At 38.6% G+C, this 14,151-nt stretch carries 17 protein-coding genes; 5 read left to right on the forward strand and 12 right to left on the reverse strand.

What is annotated here, in order from left to right; translation table 11 throughout:
* Positions 1–32: 32 nt before the first annotated feature.
* From DFO72_RS06745 to DFO72_RS06755, 3 genes are all read right to left on the reverse strand, one after another.
* Complete coding sequence (locus tag DFO72_RS06745) at positions 33–1,754, reverse strand: glycosyl hydrolase family 18 protein (protein WP_113880809.1); 1,722 nt, start codon at positions 1,752–1,754, stop codon at positions 33–35.
* Between the two features lie 127 nt (positions 1,755–1,881).
* Positions 1,882–3,327: a phospholipase D family protein gene (locus tag DFO72_RS06750; protein ID WP_243856080.1), complete on the reverse strand. Its 1,446-nt coding sequence runs from the start codon at positions 3,325–3,327 to the stop codon at positions 1,882–1,884.
* A 127-nt stretch (positions 3,328–3,454) separates the two neighbouring features.
* A complete protein-coding gene (locus DFO72_RS06755) occupies positions 3,455–3,778 on the reverse strand; it encodes a DUF3243 domain-containing protein (protein ID WP_113880807.1) in 324 nt (107 codons plus the stop codon).
* A gap of 197 nt (positions 3,779–3,975) precedes the next feature.
* On the opposite strand from DFO72_RS06755, the gene plsY reads away from it, so the two are divergent.
* The 4 genes from plsY (at position 3,976) to DFO72_RS06775 (ending at position 8,104) form a co-directional block, all read left to right on the forward strand.
* On the forward strand, positions 3,976–4,560 hold the full coding sequence (gene plsY, locus DFO72_RS06760; protein WP_113880806.1) for a glycerol-3-phosphate 1-O-acyltransferase PlsY: 585 nt from the start codon (positions 3,976–3,978) through the stop codon (positions 4,558–4,560).
* A gap of 274 nt (positions 4,561–4,834) precedes the next feature.
* Positions 4,835–5,917, forward strand: a complete 1,083-nt coding sequence (locus tag DFO72_RS06765; protein WP_113880805.1) for a sensor histidine kinase — start codon at positions 4,835–4,837, stop codon at positions 5,915–5,917.
* Between the two features lie 146 nt (positions 5,918–6,063).
* Complete coding sequence (locus tag DFO72_RS06770; protein ID WP_113880804.1) at positions 6,064–7,224, forward strand: CapA family protein; 1,161 nt, start codon at positions 6,064–6,066, stop codon at positions 7,222–7,224.
* A 67-nt stretch (positions 7,225–7,291) separates the two neighbouring features.
* Complete coding sequence (locus tag DFO72_RS06775; RefSeq protein WP_113880803.1) at positions 7,292–8,104, forward strand: CPBP family intramembrane glutamic endopeptidase; 813 nt, start codon at positions 7,292–7,294, stop codon at positions 8,102–8,104.
* A gap of 87 nt (positions 8,105–8,191) precedes the next feature.
* Here DFO72_RS06775 and DFO72_RS06780 read toward each other — a convergent pair whose 3' ends face one another.
* The gene (locus DFO72_RS06780) at positions 8,192–8,452 is read right to left on the reverse strand and encodes a hypothetical protein (RefSeq protein ID WP_113880802.1); all 261 of its coding nucleotides are present in this window, start codon (positions 8,450–8,452) and stop codon (positions 8,192–8,194) included.
* Positions 8,453–8,550: 98 nt separating this feature from the next.
* On the opposite strand from DFO72_RS06780, the gene DFO72_RS06785 reads away from it, so the two are divergent.
* A complete protein-coding gene (locus DFO72_RS06785) occupies positions 8,551–8,844 on the forward strand; it encodes a HesB/YadR/YfhF family protein (protein ID WP_113880801.1) in 294 nt (97 codons plus the stop codon).
* A gap of 94 nt (positions 8,845–8,938) precedes the next feature.
* Here the strand turns inward: DFO72_RS06785 and DFO72_RS06790 are convergent, their stop codons facing one another.
* From DFO72_RS06790 to DFO72_RS06825, 8 genes are all read right to left on the reverse strand, one after another.
* Positions 8,939–9,238: a hypothetical protein gene (locus DFO72_RS06790; protein WP_113880800.1), complete on the reverse strand. Its 300-nt coding sequence runs from the start codon at positions 9,236–9,238 to the stop codon at positions 8,939–8,941.
* A gap of 33 nt (positions 9,239–9,271) precedes the next feature.
* Positions 9,272–9,709 (reverse strand): acyl-CoA thioesterase, encoded by a 438-nt coding sequence (locus tag DFO72_RS06795; RefSeq protein WP_009334715.1) that lies wholly within the window; start codon positions 9,707–9,709, stop codon positions 9,272–9,274.
* A gap of 2 nt (positions 9,710–9,711) precedes the next feature.
* The gene (locus tag DFO72_RS06800; RefSeq protein ID WP_113880799.1) at positions 9,712–12,024 is read right to left on the reverse strand and encodes an AAA family ATPase; all 2,313 of its coding nucleotides are present in this window, start codon (positions 12,022–12,024) and stop codon (positions 9,712–9,714) included.
* Between the two features lie 136 nt (positions 12,025–12,160).
* On the reverse strand, positions 12,161–12,409 hold the full coding sequence (tlp, locus tag DFO72_RS06805; protein ID WP_113880798.1) for a small acid-soluble spore protein Tlp: 249 nt from the start codon (positions 12,407–12,409) through the stop codon (positions 12,161–12,163).
* A 150-nt stretch (positions 12,410–12,559) separates the two neighbouring features.
* Complete coding sequence (locus tag DFO72_RS06810) at positions 12,560–12,703, reverse strand: acid-soluble spore protein N (protein ID WP_009334718.1); 144 nt, start codon at positions 12,701–12,703, stop codon at positions 12,560–12,562.
* 62 nt (positions 12,704–12,765) lie between these two features.
* Entirely contained in the window at positions 12,766–12,897 is a 132-nt protein-coding gene (locus DFO72_RS06815; protein ID WP_026041570.1) for an FbpB family small basic protein, read from the reverse strand.
* Between the two features lie 234 nt (positions 12,898–13,131).
* Entirely contained in the window at positions 13,132–13,653 is a 522-nt protein-coding gene (locus DFO72_RS06820) for a peroxiredoxin family protein (protein ID WP_113880797.1), read from the reverse strand.
* A 54-nt stretch (positions 13,654–13,707) separates the two neighbouring features.
* Positions 13,708–14,124 carry a hypothetical protein gene (locus DFO72_RS06825; RefSeq protein ID WP_113880796.1) on the reverse strand — a complete coding sequence of 139 codons (417 nt, stop codon included), beginning with the start codon at positions 14,122–14,124 and terminating at the stop codon, positions 13,708–13,710.
* Positions 14,125–14,151: the final 27 nt, after the last annotated feature.

Genomic DNA, 14,151 nt, shown 5'->3' on the forward strand with positions numbered 1-14,151 from the left:
AGTGGAAGGGCCGGGGTTTCTCCGGCCTTATTTCATTTCTTAGTGACTTCCTTATTATTTAATGTTAATGCTGCCCAAGCTGTTTCATCTGCAAAGTACCTGCTCCAGCTTGCCACACCGGCCAAATTATATTTCTTTGCCAATTCAGCCCGTTTGGTTAATGATATTTCATCTTCAAGCCACACTTTATATGTGATTTTATCTTTTTCTGAAAAATGCTCAGCATAATTTTGCCCGCTTTCCGAATCATATACTGGGGTAACGTTGTTTTGACTGAGCCACTCTTTTACTTTACTCATAGAAAGTGCTTTAGAAGAAACATCCCCGTTTGATTTTTGTTCCCATAGTCTCGTATATAGCGGCACTCCCAATATTAATTTTTCATTAGGGACAATCTCCAGCAGATGTTTCAGGTTTTCTTCAACCCACGGCAGGCTCGCTACGCTTCCTGCAACCTGTGAGCTTCCCCAATGCTCATCATAAGCCATGACAACTAAATAATCTGCTATTCCGGCAAGTTTATCCCTTTCATAAAAAGCCGACCAATTACCGCTCGATGAAATGAATGTGATATCCAGAGACACGACTAAACCTGCTTCATGAAAGTACGGAGTTGCTTCCCTCACAAACTGTGTAATTAATGGCCCATCCTCCGGGTTAACATTTTCAATGTCTAGATTCACCCCATTCAATTCATACATTTGACTGAAATGCAGAAGCTGCCGAATCATATTCTGCCTTGTTTCAAAAGAACCAAATGCTTCATGTGTTAAATCAGGGTCAAATGCATTTGAAAACAAGCCCCATATTTGGTATCCCTGTTTTCGTGCCCACATTGAATAATCTTTCGAACCCAGGTTTTTGATGGAACCTTTTCCGTCCGCAAGCTCAAACCATGTTGGGGAAATGACATTGATGCCCGGCATCTTCGGGATTTTTGCAGTATTAGGGTTTTTTGTATATACAGCTTCCCAGGTCAGCTGTATAGGGCCTTCAAGTTCTGGCACTGTATACACAGATTCTTCAAGGGAAATAGCCATCTGTTTGCTCTCACCCTTTTTTATGTATTTTTTCTTCAAATAACCAGCTGTACCGTCTTCTTTTCTAATAAAATAGTAGTCTCCTTTTTCTTGTTCTATTAAAACATTTTCCTTTGGAGATACTGAAGCCGTGTACGGAGATTCCAGACTGTCTTCCGTCCGCAGCCGAAGCAATTCTTCATGAATATCATTTTCCTTCACCTTGCCGGAAACCATTGACTCCCCATTTTTGTGAACCCATATTGCCCCTGTATCAGAGAGAATTGAATAAGTAATTGGATAGAAAGACAAAAGGGGCTCGATTGCCAAATATTTGTCATTTCCTATCTGTTTAGCAGCTGTAAAATCCAGTTTCCTAGGCTTATCATTCACATAATAGCTCAAAGATTCAGACGGCATCTGCACTACTTTATTTTTTGTGGCGATTATGATGGATTGTGAGTCTTCATCAAAAATTATGCCTTCATCGACAAATTCCTGCAAAAACGATAATGGCAGGTAGATCGATTCACCTTCTATATAAGCATTACCGGCTTGTTTGCCCATAAACAATATCGGATGATTTCCTTTAAAGTAAGATACCTTTTCCTTTGAAGCAAAAGGATATAAAATCATGAGTACGGTTGAAGTTATCAGTGTAAAAGCAAACAAAAGCCCCGCAAAAATAAGTTTTTTAGCGAAAGGCTTTTGTGGACTTGTTTCAATTTTATACATTCCTTTTCCTCCCTTACATCCATCGTATCGGAATAAACAGAAATTGGGAAGAAAATTTAGAATGTCTTCAACTTATTTCCACCCCTCCTATATAAAGAATGAATATAGGAAAGGTTTCAAGTTTTTATCAGTATGTTGTAAAGTGAGTAAGATTCTGCAGTCTGTAAGTAAAATATTTTACCAACGGCATTTTTTCATTGGAAGGATAGTTCTTCGTATAAATTGCACCGTTATTATTCCAAAGCATATTAAAATAGCTGTCGACATCCTTCATAACCTGGGATTGGTCAGAAGCGCTGATTTTTAAATTTGTCTCCAGGTTTAAATCATCCAGATTTCTTTTTGTAAAATTTGCTGAACCAGCTATAATTGTACTATTTTCTTTGCCGGTTACATACATGATTTTCGAATGGTATTGCTCAAAGCCCGTATTGTACCATCTGATTTTTATGTTTTCATGGCCTAATTTCTCTAATTCAGCAGCGACAGGTATATTGGGAAGCCCAATTTTCTCAGAGCCGAAAGCGTTCTGATTTGGATCCAGGATCATTTTTACTTTAACTCCCCGATCAGCTGCATTCTTTAGAGAATCAACCACTTTCCGGTCAGCAAGATAGAACATGCCAAGCCAGATGGTTTCATCTCTGTCGACTTTATTGATTTCTTTAATAATGTGTTTATAGATTTTCCCTTCAGTCAGCACCTGGGCCTTAACAGTCCCGGTTTTTTTGCTGTCTTTAGGATTAAAATCTGTCAATTTGCCTGTTGCTGAATAATCGACCACCGCCTGCTCGGTTTTTACGAGATCAGCCAGGATTGGCCCTTTTACTTCAAACGCGATATTTGAATGATATCCGCTGGCATTGTGGGGATTTCCGGATGATACAATCCCTGTTTTCTCAGTTACAAAAACCTTCCGGTGATTTGCTTTAATATTCATGAGATCGAGATATGACCGAAATGTCACATCAGGAGCATTTTCTGCGAGCGGATTGGGAAGCCAGCCTTTACCTCCCTGTCCAAGCCACTGTATAAATACACGCCAAAATGCCGAATAAATTGGATTAGAATCTCTCAAAGGAACTAATGAAGTATAAACTACATTTATTCCATTCTCCTTCAGCTTCTTGAATTCGGGTACATTATGTGATCCATATGTGCTGTTAATCCGATCTGTAATCACTGTAATATCCATACTGGGGTGGCTTTGTTTTTGTTCAATGAGCTTATCAGTTATTCTACCGCTAATATCCGGATAATCTTTATCCCCATCATTAAAACCATTGAATAAGAACATATCCATCACTATAAAATCCTCCGCCTCACCAATGGCTTCTAATATCCGCTTAAAGATCTGCTGATCGCTTTCTCTTCTGCCGTTATCTTTTTCAAAATTTAAATCGTATAAAAACTTAATATCTTCTACAGTGTAAACTTCCCCTTCAAAAGAAAGGCCTTTTGGCAATGGTTTATTGGACTGATAGATGATGGTTGCTGCCAATACCAGCACAAGGCTCAAAATAGGTATCCATACCGTTTTTCTATTTAACTTTCCCAGAACCCTTTTCACCATGACTCCCCCTACCCTTTAGACTGCGATAACTATATATAGACCATTTTTGACTATAGTAAACTCATCTATTCGCCTTCACACAATTAAAAGACGAAGGCCTGTGCCTTCGCCTTTAAAGATATATATTTTAACCTACAAGCTTTACCAGCATATGAGATAGTTTATGCTTTTCTTCTTCAGTTCCTACCTTCCACAGTTCCTGCAGAAGCTTTTCTTCCCGGTTTCTTGGATCTTCTTTGGAAGCCAGATAATCGCCTACCTTTTGAGCTGTGTTCGCGAGCTGTTCCTCATCCATGCCCATTTTCTGGCCCAGGGAGACCTTTCCGCTTAAATATTCTTTAAACCCGTCAAAGCTTGAAAGAATTTCATCTTTCTTTTCGCTTTCCATATTACTTAGCTTTTCCTCTACATTGCCTGCTTGTCCATTTACTTTATTCATATTCTGTTCCATGCTTGAATCTCTCCTTTAAATGGATTTGATTACTGTGACAATCTACTAATACCCGCTGTTAATCATATCAAACACAAGCCGGAGAGTTTGAAAAGCCTCGCTGAAAATAAATTGGACAACTTTTTATTTGCACATGGTATGCTGGTTTGCTCACATGGTACAATATACTAACATAGAAAGTATGAAGGAGAGTTTTTATGATTTATGGAATTATCATTATTTTAGCTTACTTACTTGGCTCCATTCCTTCTGGTTTAATTGTAGGAAAACTTTTTTATGGAGTGGATATCCGTGAGCATGGCAGCGGAAATTTAGGCGGTACCAATACTTTCCGGACCCTTGGAGTTAAGGCCGGCATGATTGTGACCGTAGCTGATATCTTAAAAGGCACCCTTGCTGCATCGCTGCCCTTTTTCTTTGGATCGGACATGCATCATCTTGCTGCAGGCGTTTTTGCAGTTATTGGGCACATGTATCCGCTGTTTGCCGGCTTTCGCGGTGGAAAAGCAGTCGCTACATCAGGGGGAGTGCTGTTAGCCTATGTACCCTTAATGTTTCTTATCATATTGGGTGTTTTCTTTCTAAGCCTTTACATAACAAAGTACGTGTCCTTGTCCTCTATTCTGGCAGCACTGGCATCCATCATTTACGCACTAATTATATGGGACATTCCACTAATTATAGTAGTATCTATACTTGGCATCTTTGTTATTTACAGACATAGGGAAAATATTAAACGAATCAGGGATAAAACCGAGCCCAAAATAAAATGGCTTGGCTGAAAACCAGCCAGCAAAACCATGCAGCAGACTAGGTCTGCTGTATTTTTTTTATCTTATTTTCTATGTTTGAATTATTTTCTGATATTTCAGTCTAGTTTATCTGAATAAAGTATTAAAGTAATATTATACTAATTACAAAGGCCTAGAGACTAAGACCATAAAGGTTTATAAGGTCAATTTTTATACATAAAGAAACATAAATTGATATCTTTCGCCATACATTAGTTTAGGCTGAAATTTCAGCCAAAAACGTTAAAGTTAGGATGAATAATAAATGGATAAAACTCAGGCGCTGCTGGAAAACGTTTCCTTCCCATACTTTTTCATTGATCATAACTTACGAATACTCACTTCATCATTAATAAGTGCTGAAGGTGTGTTTACTGAATTACTGGCATCAGAAGATATCAGCAGATTCAACAATCTATTAAAGAAAAACGAGTCTGGCATTTTTAAACTTATAATAGGTAATAGCATACTTCCATATAGAATTTATCTGGAAAAAGATGAAGCTGCTCACTATCATCTTTTTTGTTTTCCCCTCTCTTCAGAAGAGGAAAAACTAAGAAAGATGGCAGAGCACATGCAAAAGAAGCTGCACCGCGTTAATCACCAATTAAAAGAAAAAAAGAAACACTTAAATACCGTGAAAGAGATTAAAGAAACTGTTTTGATATCTGATTATTCAGCTGATGCTGGACAGCTAGCAGGTATTGCACATGAGATCCGGAATCCGCTAACAACTGTAAAAGGATTTTTACAGCTTTTGAAGCCTTATTTGTTGGAAATTGGAAAAGAACAGTACGCTGAGATTGCAATTGAAGAACTTAATCGGGCAAATGATATCATATATGAATTCTTAAATGCATCAAAACCTCCTCAAAACATAAGAAATGAAATAGAAGTCAACCGATTAATTAAGGAAATGGAAATATTTTTCGAAAGCGAGGCACATATAAGAAATATTAGCCTTTCTGTATGCCTCTGCCCTAATAATCCCATTTTCTATGGTGATGTGAAGCAGATAAAGCAGGTCCTGATCAATATTATTAGAAATGCAATGGAAGCCTGTGAAGGTATTCCTGCTTCAGAAGGAAAAATAGAACTTAAAGCAAAAGCCCTTAACCAAAAGGTATACATCACCATCCATGATAATGGATCGGGAATGACAGATAGAACAATAAGCGAATTGTTTGTCCCATTTTATACAACAAAAGAAAAAGGAACCGGCATCGGTCTATCCATATGCCAAAAAATAATTGAAGGGCATGATGGCAAGATTAATGTCCAATCGAAAATGTCACATGGCACTGTCTTTGAAATTGAACTCCCGATGATCATCAATAATAGTTATTAAATATATTTGTAAAACAAATATCAATGCAAATCGAATTATGACATTTAAAATAAAAAATAGCAGAAAAATGATGAAAATTGAAAAATTTCATAGTAAAATTAGACTATTAATATATCTTGATACTCTATATTAAGGGGATAATTTTTATGAAATTCAGTAAAGCCTTCTTACTATCCACAGCCATCGGTACAATGTTAATTATTAGTTCGGCCTTATTCATCTATCAATTGCACACCGAGAATAAAGCGGAGGCAGCTGAAGCAAAACCTGCTAAATTGCATATGGTAAACAGAGAAACCACAGCGGTTAATAAAATGCTTACAGAGAAGGCTACATTGGGAGCAATTGGCGACATACTTATTCATGACAGGGTGTATAATGTTGCAAAAACCAAAACAGGCTTTGATTTCAAGCCAATGTTTGAACATGCAAAAACACTATTAAAAACGCCCGACATCCTGCTTGCCAACCAAGAGACTATATTGGGAGGTCCGGAAATAGGAATTTCCAGTTACCCCATGTTCAATAGCCCCCAGGAGGTTGGAGACGCCCTCATTGAGGCTGGTGTTGACATTGTTTCAACTGCCAATAACCATTCACTCGATAAGGGAGAAAAAGGATTGAAAACATCCCTGGATTATTTGGATCAGATAGGGCTGCCACATGTGGGAACGAACAGAACACCCAGTGAACAGCAAACCTTGAAAGTAATAAACAAAAACGGAATTAAAGTTGCTTATCTTTCTTACACATATGGTACAAACGGAATTCCCGTTCCGGCAGGAAAAGATTATCTCGTAAACCTCATTGATAGAACAGCAATGAAAGAGGAAATTAACCGGGCAAAAGATGCAGCTGACGTAGTTGTTATGAGCATGCATTGGGGAAATGAATACCAGCTTCAGCCCACAGAGGAACAAAAGGAACTGGCAGAGGTCCTCGCAAATGATGGTGTAGACATTATTTTCGGACACCATCCACATGTACTGCAGCCAATGGAATGGATTGACAGGAAAGACGGACGGAAATCTCTTGTTGTATACTCTCTAGGCAATTTTTTATCCGGCCAGATTAATGATTACAAAGACATAGGCGGTATTGCAACTGTGGAGATTACGAAATATATTGATCAAAACGGGGTCGATATTGAACTTTCCAATCCGGGTTTCATCCCGACATACGTAAGTAATATACAGCAAAAAAAATATCGGGTAGTACCGTTGAAGGATGCTGGCGGCTATGGCCTTCCCAATGCAGAGTCCAAATACAACGAAATTATGACACATATGCTCGATCATGTTCAATAAAGCGCTTTTTGGCGCTTTTTTTTGTGTAAAAATGGTAAAATATTTTGTAGATAGAGGAGGTTAAATCATGAAAACCGCTTATGTTACTAAGTCTTTTCCTTATTTGCAATTATGTATTTTCATAGCAGCAATATTGCTATTTCAATACAAACTTTTTGCTTTCGCTTTCATGCTTTCTTTTGGGCTTATCATTTTTTTACTATTCATTTCAAAGCGGGAGCGTGTTTTTTCCTGGATCATTGCAGGGTATTTAACAGGGAGTCTACTGTTTCTATATGGCGATAAATTGCTTGATGCACTGCCGTTTCAACACTCCATATTAATGATTTTCAATCGGATTCTACTGTTGATCCCTATCATTCTTCTTGTTTATATCTCAAAAAAATTTAATAAAACTGCCATCCCTTTTTGGCGGAAGCCGGATTGGAATTCCCATATATTTTTTCCATTCATATGGAGCGGCTTTCATTCATTAAAAATAAAATACTTTCTTCTGATTGCTATCATGATTAATTTTGCTTCATTTGCCTATTCAATTTTTTCAGCGGAAAACTCCTTAACCAGGGACTTTCTCATATTCCTGATTGGCTTCTCCATCATTAATGGAATGATGGAAGAGCTTTTGTGGAGGGGAATCATTTTATCTAGAATGTTGGAGCTTTCAGGAGAAAAGGCAGCTGTACTTTTTTCTGGGCTGGCGTTTGGTTTTTCGCATATAATGCTGGGCTACTCTTTTATCTCATGTCTGCTGTTTGCATTTGGAGGAGTTTTTTATGCTGCCATTACAGTTAAATCCCGAAGCATTTTTCCAGCTGTCATATGGCATATTGCCATGAATCTTTTTATGATTCTAAGCGGATTCATCCCTTTTTCAGGTTAAAAGAAGGACTGCTGACAGCAGCAAGTCCTTTTTTATGTGTTGGATTTAATATGCATAGATGGATAAACATCATACTTTGCCAAATTATTAATGTCCTCCTCCAAATACCAGCTCCTGAAGAAAAATCATGCCAACAGAAAGCAAAACCAAAACGGCCACCAGGGGGACGAAAAGATTTTTGCTTTTATGAAAGATAAATGTAAGGGCAAAATACAAAAAAGCTGATACAGTTAAAAAAAGCCCTGATTCAGTTAATTTTTTAGCACCATCGGCTTGAATGAACACCTGGAGGGCTATGCCTGTAAACAGAACGGCACCTAAGATATTAAAAAAACGAAATGAATTCACCTTATCACCCCATCAATTCATTTTACGAAAACATTTTATTCGCGCATAAAGTAAAACTGGCCTATAATATGACTATCACCCAGGAGGAGGAATTTCATATGAACATACATATTGAAGATCAGGCTGCCCAATGGTATCAGGAAGAAATGCTCTTGAATAAGGGTGACTTCGTCCGCTTTTTTGCAAGATATGGCGGCTGCAGTACTGTCCAGCAAGGATTCTCATTAGGAGTCTCTAATGAACACCCACATAATGCAGGAGTCCAGACTGAAAAAAACGGAATTACTTACTTTATTGAAGAAAAGGACATATGGTACTTTGATAATCATGATTTATTCGTGACATTTAATGAGAAAGCACAGGAACCTGAATTCAAATATAACAATGGGTAAAAGAAGCAGATTCGGCCTGCTTCTTTTTTTTCAAAAGATAAGAATAAATTCTGAAGTTAGATAACTGTCCAGCTCCGGGCGCCTTCCGCTTTTCTTATAGCAGCCGTTCCAGCTGCTCCCAGAGCTTCTCCTTTTGAAGGATTTCTTTCTGCCTGGCACCAATCAAATCATAGTGCGAGTACCCATCATTACGATAGTCAATCCACTCAGGCTTCAGGCCATGTACTTCTCCCCATTCTATCAATTTCTTCAGATCCGAACACCCGACCTTTGTGACTGTTTTACAGCCCGGGAAGCGATCATCAATCCAATAATGGGTTAAAAAAGCAATTTCTCCACGATCTATTTTCATCTTCCATTCTTGAAGATCTTTTCTGCGAAGACCGAATGCCATATATTTTCTCCATCCTTTAAGCAGTAAGCAAAATTATTTGACAGCACTCTCAGGCTGCTTTTTAGCTTCTTCGTATGCTTCATGCCAATCAGGATATTTCTTTTTAATTGAGATCGGCCGGAAATTATCCTTTTTGACACAAACATGCTTGGACAAGCCTGTTACCGCAAGATCTCCTTCATCATTGTAAATCTCATATCCATAGCTGACGCGGAACCCGTCATACTCTTCAATCCAGGTTTTTATCGTCGCGGTTTGACCATAGCGCAATGGTTTTTTGTAGGAAGCCAGGATATCCAGAACAGGCGAAATGATGCCATCCTTCTCCATTTCAGCATAACTGAACCCCAGATCTTTTATGATCTGTGTCCGGCCAAGCTCCATCCATACCAGATAATTGGCGTGATACACGACTCCCATTTGATCTGTTTCTGCATATCTTACTTCTATTTCTTTTGTTGAAATGAGCATCCCTATTCCCCTTTGCTTATCTTATTTAAAGCGATTTCGAAATCTTCTTTTTCCAAAATGCTAACCTGCTCAATATCCTCTTCACTTGCTGATACAATTCTCATTGCCTGTGCCTGAATTGCCTCATCCGCAAGGTTGGCGGCAAAGCGTCCATTCCCATTTACTTCGACCTTTGATAAGGTGCGGTTAAGGTAGTCCCCCGCTTCTTCCGTAAGCTTATATTCATATTGTCCAGCATACGAAATGATAATTTCCAAAAGCTCTGCCGTTGAATAATCCTTAAAATGAAAGAACTTTTTAAATCGGGACTTTAACCCGGGATTGCTTGACATTAGCTTCTCCATCTCATTTGGGTAACCCGCTAAAACAACGACAAGATTTTCGTTATGTCTTGTCATTTCATCCACTAATGTATCGATGACTTCTTTTCCGAAATCTCCTGATGTCTGTGAAAGTAGTGAATAGGCCTCATCGATGAATAGGACGCCGCCTAACGCCTCTCTTATCTTTTTCTTTGTTTTGATGGCGGTTTGGCCTACATAGCCAGCTACAAAATCAGCACGGCTCGCAACCATCAAATGTCCTCGTTTAAGAAAACCGCATTCCTTCAGCAATTCTGCATAAATCTTGGCTACAGTGGTTTTCCCTGTCCCCGGATTACCGGTAAATACTGAATGCAGCTGGATAGGGACTACAGGCAGCCCTCTTTCACGGCGCAGCTGCTGCATCTTTACAAATGACACTAAGTTATGAACTTCTGTTTTGACTGTTTCAAGTCCGATTAACTGGGCAAGCTGCTCTTGTGGATTCATCAGCTTTTCTTCTTCTTCACTTTCAAAATCTTCTTTCTCCAGGAGTGTATATGACATGATGTTTTCGTTCTTTTCAGCTTGGGATCCTTTTCTAAAAATGGCATCAAGGACAATGTTTCTGACAGTCCTGGCATTTCCGAAGGTATCATCAACCCGCTCTTTTTCAATTCGTTTGCCCAGTTCCTGCATTGCTCCTTCCGTCAGGACATAATCATTATCCTCGGACAGCTTTTCAGCAATCTGGAGAAGCTCCTTATTAGAATAATCAGGCAGTGCAATAAAATTCGACTCTGGGAAACGGCTCCGAAGGCCAGGATTGCTGTCCAGAAATTGTCTCATCTCTTCTGGATAACCGGCCATGATAACCGCAAACTTTCCACCATATTCAGTCCCGGTCATTAGCGATACAAGAGTATCAATGGCTGTTTGTCCATAATCGCTGCCGGTCTGTCCCTCGCGCTTTAAGCTGTACGCCTCATCAATGAACAGGACTCCACCGATTGCCTTTTCAACAGCCGCCTTGACATTTTCCTCTGTTTGCCCGACAAATCCGCCAACCAGCTGTGACCGATCTGCTTCGATTACTTCTTCCCGCGGCAATACACCCAGGCTATGATAAATCTTTGCCAAAAGCCGGGCGATAGTTGTTTTGCCTGTACCTGGATTGCCAGTTAGAATCATATTGAGGCTGAGTTCATCTTTTGTTTGAAAACCAAGTGACTTACGTTCGTTTTGATATTTTAAAAAACGGTAAAAATCATGAACTCTGCTTTTGACCGAGTGAAGGCCAACCATTTCATTAAGTTCATCCAGGGGATCTTTTGGTAAAACAGACTCATCTTCCTCCGCATCAAATATCTCTTTCCATTCATTTTTCAATCTATTAATGGCATTCAAGTGCTTTTTCATATCGGTGTAGTAGGTTGAAGTATGAAAAACACCGGAAATAGATTGCTCATATTCTTCAGATGCTTTTAAAAGAAAAGCTGTTTCTTCAATAGCTTTTTCAAGTATTTCAGTCAGCTTCCTATATTCAACATCCTCATAGGCATGCTGCTTTTTCTGCAGATCTTCTAACTCATCATCTGATTTATTGATAAAGCTTCTGCAAATTTCTATAAATTGCTCAGCTGTCTTTTTTTTTGCTGCCCTGTTATCGGTCTCCCGAATCGGCGGGAAGGTCAGGGTTTCAAGAAGATTGCTTTTATTTTTCCACTCCGATTTTCCTAATTGGGCAGCCGCCATACTATTGCCGATGTCCAGTTCAACAGCTTTCTGCAGCCATGCACTGGCAAGAGTATCATCAGTATACCTGCTTAACCGGGAAATAGCGGCAATGGCCAGTAATTCCGAAAGCAGCACGGGATCTGCCTTTTCATTGATGTTTTTAATAACATTAAGCAATTCTGCTTCATTTTGTATGTATCCGTATTGATCAAGCTCATTTTTCCAATGATCAGCCTGACCCTCTGCAGGTTTTGCCTGTCTTTTCTGCTGTGTCATCGATTATCACTTCTTCTTCTTAGTTTGCACAACTTATCTTACCATATTTCTATAATTATCTATAAGGATGCGCTTCTAATCATGATCTTCCAACAGAAAAAGACCTAATCACATTGGATCAGGTCTTTATAGGATGTTAATAATTATTGTTCCCGTTATTGCCGTTCTGCTGTGCCTGATATTCGTCCTTTATTTCTGAACGGAATGAAGCCAGGCTTTCCCTGCGGCGTTCATTTTTTGCTTCAATCCTTGCTAGATCCTCAGCATTTGCATACTTCATTGATTCTTCAGCTTCGTCCATATTCTCGATAGTATGAACGATCATGGATTGAAGCTTTTCGACGTTATCGCTGCGGTCATCTGGATTTGGTCTGTTATGTGCCATGGTTTGTTCCTCCCTTTATTAGGTGATGGTACAAATTTAGTTTGTGAAAGAACAAGAAAAATATTGGCGGAAATGTGTGGGCAGCTTGCCTGAAGGTATGCCTGACTTTTAAAACAAAAACCTGCCAAAAGAATGGCAGGTTAATTACAATTATTCGCCTTTAGTTTGAATTACTTGAGCATGCTGTCCGGATTTGTCCTGCATTTTTTTGCCTTTATTGCCGCCAAATCCGCGTGATTGTGTACCAATATGGTTCGGAGCAAAATGATTAGGGTGTCTTTTTTGATTACTCATTGATATCCCTCCTCATTTTAAGTATGGTCAAATGCAGAGGGTTTCATGAATGGCAAGTAATTCTATTCAGCCTTATTAAGACGTTTAAGCTCGAGGCGTTCTTCGATTTTTTCCATTGCATCTTGATCTTTAAGCAGCTGGCGTTTATTTTCTGACACTAATTCAGCAAAGGAGCGTTTTCTAGGCTTTCTCATAAATCTTTCACCTTCCTTTAATACCATTGTAACAGTCATTATCTCCAGAAACTCTTTAAATTATTACAACTTTTCGAAAATTTAATCCGCACATACCCAGAATACGTAAAAAAGTACATAAGGTTCGCTGCTATTGGTAAAATATTCAGAAAGATGATTCTCCCAATTTAATTTCCTTTTTTTTCAGCGGCCTAAACCCCTAAAAAAAAACATCTGCTCTCTGCAGATGTTTTTTTACATTTCATCTATATACTGATTCATAATCTCCAGGGACATCGCACTTAAGTATTTATTCCGTATAATTCCTTCTTCATCAATAAAAAAAGTGGTAGGAATCGTTATTATTTGATAGGCATTAGAGGCTTTTTCACCTTCATCGAGCAGTATTGGAAAATTCACGCGCATTTCTTCTGCAAAGCCGGCAACATCAGATTGAGGATCGATGTTCACTGCTAAGATAGCCACTTGATTTCCCTTTTGATTATAGAATTTTTGAATATCAGGCATTTCAGCTTTACAAGGAGGACACCAAGTTGCCCAAAAATTGAGCATGACTTTCTTTCCTTTATAATCTGAGAGCTTTACCGTTTCGCCCTGAAGGTTTTTCAATTCAAAATCTGGGGCTTTCAAGCCAATTCCTAAACCAGTTTGATTAACAGGATGACTCACGACTTCATCTTTTTCAACTGCCTGCACCACAATTATTGCAGTAGTAATTATTAATAACACAGCAGCCGCAAACATTCTTTTGAACATGCTATTTTCCCTCCCGGCTATTAAAACCATTTGCTTCCTTGATTGTATTTTAACCTAGAATAGCAAAATTAATAAGGTTCTGAACAGCCAATAAGACAGCATAAATGTGACAGATCCGTAAACAATTCCATACATCCATTTTTTGAGCGGATAGTTGTATTTCTTAATTTCCATTACTATATAGATAAATGCCAATATAGTCCCTAAAATGGCTCCTTTCCTTCCACCTGAGAAATATAAAATTCCTATAGGGCTGGTTAGAATATTTTCTGTTTGAAAGAGAATGGAACTAAACTTAAAAGTAAAAAAACCAATGAGCATTGAATTAATCATGACATTCAGAAAGATTTTTTTAAATTCCACGTGGTCTCTTAATGCATTTGCAATAGTAAAATAAGCTACTATACCTGAGAGCAGGACTAAAATCCATTCATACTTCACTAATAAAGGTCCAATCAAAAAAGCACCCAATTTCAGCCCCTCCAAAGTTAATATACA

The organism is Cytobacillus oceanisediminis (genome assembly GCF_004366035.1).
In the GTDB taxonomy this organism is placed as follows: Bacteria; Bacillota; Bacilli; order Bacillales; family Cytobacillaceae; genus Cytobacillus; species Cytobacillus oceanisediminis_C.